Origin of the sequence: Nonomuraea candida, assembly GCF_000725485.1 — a bacterium.
GTDB lineage: Bacteria > Actinomycetota > Actinomycetes > Streptosporangiales > Streptosporangiaceae > Nonomuraea > Nonomuraea candida.
In genome coordinates this window covers 1-4,169 of the sequence record NZ_JOAG01000103.1, presented here as the reverse complement: position 1 = coordinate 4,169, position 4,169 = coordinate 1, and the positions used below count along the sequence as shown (strand labels likewise).

Here is a 4,169-nt window from a genome sequence, read left to right as displayed (position 1 = left end):
AGCGGCACCAATGCCGGCGGCCTCCCCTTCCTCGGCAGCCAGATCATCGGCACCGGCTGGCAGGGCCTCACCATCGCCTCCGCCAGCACCTGAACCACCCAACCCCAGAGGGCCCCTGTCCCCGTCATCGGCGTCCAGCCGGTGGCGGGGTTCGTGGTCGTTGGACGTGTGCGCGCCAATCGTGCGGCCCGGTGTCCGCGAGCTCGGCGGCCTCCCGCCCGCCGAGACGCGTGAAGGTCTCGATCGCCTCCTGCCAGTGACGGGAGGCCGCCGCGGGGTCGGACGCCGACGTGGCGGCGGCGAGGTCGCGCCCGTCGGCCAAGGGGCGAGAATGCGGGTCCAGAGATGAAGCTCGCGGGTGCAGAACCAGCGGCTGGCTCATCCGGCCAGAGCAGGGCGTACGCTGCCGGCTTCGCAGGCTCCTGGTTCCGGCAGACGCCGCAGCGTGCGGCCTGGCCGCCGCCGGCTCCGGCTCCGCTGGCGGCGGGGACCTGACCCCGCCGGGCTGTGGCCATCGCACCCCGTTCGCTCACCCCGCGCTCGTTCAGCTCGGCGAGCAGTTGCCGTTCTCCTGGCGCGAGCTCAAAAGCCACCGATCTGGAGACCGGCCCCTGCCGGGAAGAGTCCTACGCGAAGCTGGTCGACATGATCATTCTGAACCGGGCGGGTAAGGCGTTGCTGTCCTGACCAGTCCGGACATATCGAGCCGCTCGGCCCGGCGCGCCATCATGAACAACCGGGCGTGCGTCCGCTGCTCCTCCCGCACCAGTTCGAACCCCTGCGTCAGGTTGTAGCTGGCCACCTGGGCGCAGTGGCAGTGTCGGCGCACCCACGGCACGCCCAGCCGGGCGGCTCGGTCGACCGCCCACCACGCCATCAACGTTCCCGGCTTGCGGGAGCGGAGCACAGGATCAGTAATCGACCCCGACAAGTAGAGAGCGGGTTCGGCGCGCTCCTCGTCGGTCCACCCCCACGGCGGGCCCTGGTCCTGGACCACCATCTGCCCGGCCACACCGTGCTCGGTCCCTTCCAGGATCCACACGTCCCCGTCCGGGTTCTCGCACTGGCCGGCCAGTTCGTCGACGCCGGCCCGCCAGCTCGGCAGGCCGCGCTCCTCCATCCACTGGCATCGCGCCTGGATCATTCGCGTTACTGCCGGCCGATCGGCCGGGGTGGCGGGACGCATCACGAACGTCTCTGTCACACAGGCCACTGTAGCCACCCTCCACCCGTCCGCCAGAGAGAACGACATGACGGTCTTGATCACTGCCGGAACTCTCGGCTCATCAGAGCCGGCGACGCCCAACACCCGCTCGCCGGCACGTCAGCACACTGTGACCCGCCAGGCAGGAGCCAGTTCACGAAACAGGCAGCGGACTCGGCACTCTGAGCCAGAGGATGAACACGCACAGTGTTGATACCGGCGGAGGTGAGGCCGGGATGAGCGGGGTTTGGCAGCTTGCGCATGACATGGTCCTGCCCGTCGGCGGACGGTACGGGACGGTCGCACACGTTCGCGTCCACGAACCGCCGCCTGCCGGGAGCCGTTGCGCGCCGATCACGATCGCCGGGCAGGTCGGTGACCACACCGGCCAGCCGCCCAACGACGCCCCCGCGCATGTGACCGCGCCCATCCAGCAGGTGATCTTCCCCAGCGGCCGCTGTTTCAACGACGTCGAGTACCCAGCCGGCCGATCGCCATGAGCGGCCCTATCCGTCCTTCCGCAGAGCGTCCCTGCGCCACAGGCGCCGCCACCTCCAGCACTCCGGCCTTCCGATCCACGCGAGGAGCCAAGCCGATGACAGTCAGCCGTGAGCGCGTTCCGCGCCGGGGACGTCCCCGGCTGGGGTGGCTCAGCCCAGGGCAGAAGGCCGCTCTGGCCCGAGGCGCGGCCGGCCTCGGCATGGAAGTGGTCCATCCGATCACTTTGCGCTGGCTTGAGGCCCGCCGCCTCATCCAGCCTCAGGGAGCCGGCCGCTTTCCCTCGCTGGTGATCACCACTGCCGGGCTGGCCGCCCATCACTGGGGTCATTACACCCCGCTCCACCACATCAGCGGTCACGGTCGCGTTCTGACCTGGCGGAGCTGGAGTCGACCTACGTCGTCCTGACCGGCCTGCTCCACCCCGAGCAGGCCCAGGACCAGACACCCGATCATGAACTGGAGCGCGTCCAACGGCGGGTCGCTCATCTGCTCGCCGACGGGCTCGGCCTGCCCGAAGCCGACCTACCCGATCGCTACGCCGCTCACATCAGCGTCGAGGCCCAGGGCGCGAGCTCTTGCCCGAGGTAAATCCTCCATACGGCTGCAGGCGGGATCGCGAAGGCTCACCGGTGGGCGCCAAAGGGGCCCCGCCGGGTAGCGGTCGCGCCCGGTGCCAGGCGTGCGTGCCCGGTCACCTGCCGGACGAGTTCGTCGACCACCTCGCGGTCGCGGTGGAAACTCCGGATCCGGCTCCGAGCTCGGGGAACGTCGCTCCCGTGCGCAGGTAGATCAGCACGAGCGGGGCTTGCTGTCCCCAGGTTGAGCAGCCGCCATGTCGACCCGATCGTCTTGTGGTGCCGGCGGATGAGGCCGGCGACGTAGTTGAGAGGTGAGCGCGACAAATCGACGGCAGCACGGGAGAACAGCATGCGAGGCCTCGGGTTTTGGCGGACGTGATTGTGGTGATCAACCCGTCTACCAGAGGTTTCGCCATGTCATCAAGCGAACGCCACTCTCGCGATCACGCTGTGATCAACTGTCTGCCGCCCGGGGATGAAACGGCTCAGTGAACTTTTCATCCGCTATCGCGCCCGAAGTCTCGAAGCCCGTGACCGCGTTCAGTCGAACCAGACGACCAGTCGCACACCGTCGTCTCCGAACCGCTCAGCCAAGGCCCGCATCACGCTAAAGACGTGCTCCCATCCCGTCCCCGGTCCCAGCACGTGCAGCCGTGTCACCGGACCGTATTCGAGCGTCGCTCCGGCAACCTGCCACCGGCCTGCCGACGCCACGGTGGGCGAGACCCCTAGCGGTGGTATGCCGTACTGCTCAACGACCTCATCGGGCCATCGGTCGTCGATCCGGTACCTGCGGATCGTATGGGGCATGGAGGTCGGCCCTGATCGAACTGCAAGCATCCCCCGGGCCGCAGGACGGGCGGACATGTCGAGATCACGAAGCTGCGACCAGGAGACCCATGTGCAGCCGTGTACCGCAGCATCGGATCGTGCGCAGCCTTCATAGTCGGCACGGACCTGCTCTGACACATCGGCTGGCAGACCGTGGCCGGCCGAGACCGGAGTCCACCCAAGCCAGTCGCGGACCCCGAAGAGGCAACCGAAGGCCGCATAATCACTGTCGGTATAGAGCGGATAGAGGGACATGGACGTCAGCCACGGCTCACCCTCGTACCAGTCCTCGTCAGCGGACGGGTGCCGGACCTCGATGAAGCCGTAGATGTCAGTGGGCACCACGCCAGGGTAGATGAATTGAGACCGTTACCGCTTACCGGCATTATCGTGATCACTCGCCTACCAAGGACGTCGCCGTGCCCGGCCTGGTGGCCGACGTCCAGCGCGTCTGGCAGGGGTGTGTCCAGTCAGTCAGTGGTGTATCTCGATTCTGCTTGATTAGCGGGTGCTCGGGTTCAGGCGGCCGTCGAAGGTGATGGCGAAGGCGTTCAGAGCGGCCTTCCATCGAGTGATCCAGCGTTTGCGGCCCTTGCCGGTCGGGTCCAGGCTCATGATCGCCATGTAGACGCACTTGAGCGCGGCCTGCTCGTTGGGGAAGTGGCCGCGGGCCTTGACCGCCCGGCGGATGCGGGCGTTGACCGGCTCGATGGCGTTGGTCGAGCAGATCACCCGGCGGATCTCGGGGTCGAAGTTGAGGAAGGGCACGAACTCGGCCCAGGCGTCCTCCCACAACTTCACGATCGCCGGATACCTGCCACCCCACATCTCGGCGAACTCGTAGAAGCGCTCGAGCGCGGCAGCCTCGGTCGGGGCGGTGCAGACGGGCTTGAGGGCCTTGGCGATGGCGTCCCAGTGCTGGCGGGCGGCGTACCGGAACGAGGCGCGCAGCAGGTGTGGCTGCCAAAAATCAACATGCTGGTTTTCCTGGGTCGGCATGCTCGTGTGGTGGGTCGGTCGAGGCGAGGAGGGCGGCGGCCGAGGCGTAGCGGTGG

Annotated in this window: 3 protein-coding genes and 1 pseudogene; 1 reads left to right on the top strand and 3 read right to left on the bottom strand. The window is 68.0% G+C overall.

The features are described from left to right. Nucleotides 1-649: 649 nt before the first annotated feature. Nucleotides 650-1,204 carry a GNAT family N-acetyltransferase gene (locus IO39_RS43145; RefSeq protein ID WP_245642601.1) on the bottom strand — a complete coding sequence of 185 codons (555 nt, stop codon included), beginning with the start codon at nucleotides 1,202-1,204 and terminating at the stop codon, nucleotides 650-652. 194 nt (nucleotides 1,205-1,398) lie between these two features. Here IO39_RS43145 and IO39_RS43140 point away from each other — a divergent pair, with 194 nt between their 5' ends. Then, nucleotides 1,399-1,704, top strand: coding sequence for a hypothetical protein (locus IO39_RS43140; RefSeq protein WP_157549806.1), 306 nt, complete (start codon nucleotides 1,399-1,401; stop codon nucleotides 1,702-1,704). 1,119 nt (nucleotides 1,705-2,823) lie between these two features. On the opposite strand, the gene IO39_RS51595 is transcribed toward IO39_RS43140, so the two are convergent. Then, nucleotides 2,824-3,456, bottom strand: coding sequence for a hypothetical protein (locus IO39_RS51595; RefSeq protein ID WP_157549804.1), 633 nt, complete (start codon nucleotides 3,454-3,456; stop codon nucleotides 2,824-2,826). Nucleotides 3,457-3,615: 159 nt separating this feature from the next. Continuing rightward, nucleotides 3,616-4,071: pseudogene (locus tag IO39_RS43130) on the bottom strand (IS256 family transposase); the annotation flags it as partial. Nucleotides 4,072-4,169 lie beyond the last annotated feature (98 nt).